This window comes from Cupriavidus sp. SK-4 (assembly GCF_000611125.1).
Classification (GTDB): domain Bacteria; phylum Pseudomonadota; class Gammaproteobacteria; order Burkholderiales; family Burkholderiaceae; genus Cupriavidus; species Cupriavidus necator.
This window is the reverse complement of sequence record NZ_JFJW01000187.1, coordinates 1-544: the sequence shown is the minus strand read 5'-3', so window position 1 is coordinate 544 and position 544 is coordinate 1. Positions and strand designations below refer to the sequence as shown.

1 pseudogene is annotated in these 544 nt (G+C 56.8%); it reads right to left on the bottom strand.

The annotated features are described in order from the left end of the window. Window positions 1–390 (bottom strand): annotated as a pseudogene (locus tag CF68_RS34355) (hypothetical protein); the annotation flags it as partial. Between the last annotated feature and the right edge of the window lie 154 nt (window positions 391–544).

Sequence of the window (544 nt, the reverse complement as noted above, 5' to 3'; positions counted from 1 at the left end):
TGGGTGACTGACTTGTGTGTAATCAAATGGCGTTACCGGGGTGGGTAGCCAGCGCGGGTCATGGGCCATGATGCCCACCAACTCCAGCACGTCAGCAACGTTCGATGAGCAACTATTGCCAAAGATGCTGTAGTCGCTCTCTCCGGGATGCTTCCTGCGGAACTCCCTATCTACCTTCACGCGGCGCTCAAGCTCGGTCCTGATCTTGTGCTTTTCTTCCGGGGTCACTTTCAACACCAGCCCCGCGCTATCGCGCCACAGGTTGCCGCTCGTCTTGCGCAGGCCGGTTATCAGATAGACGGTGCCCCCGTTGAAATATGTTCCCTTGTCAGTTGTCACATATTCCTCATGGGCGCGACTGTAGACGGTGCCATCAATGTAGATTGCCACGTGCCCCCATTGCGAGCCTTGGCTGATCAGGCGGGAGTCGCTAACGATTACCTCCAGAGTGTCCGTGGCTTCTGTCCAAGAGTTGCGAGCGTCAGTGAAACCCTGTGCGCTGGCAGGGGCGTAAGCGCATTGCATTACACACAAGTCACTCGTG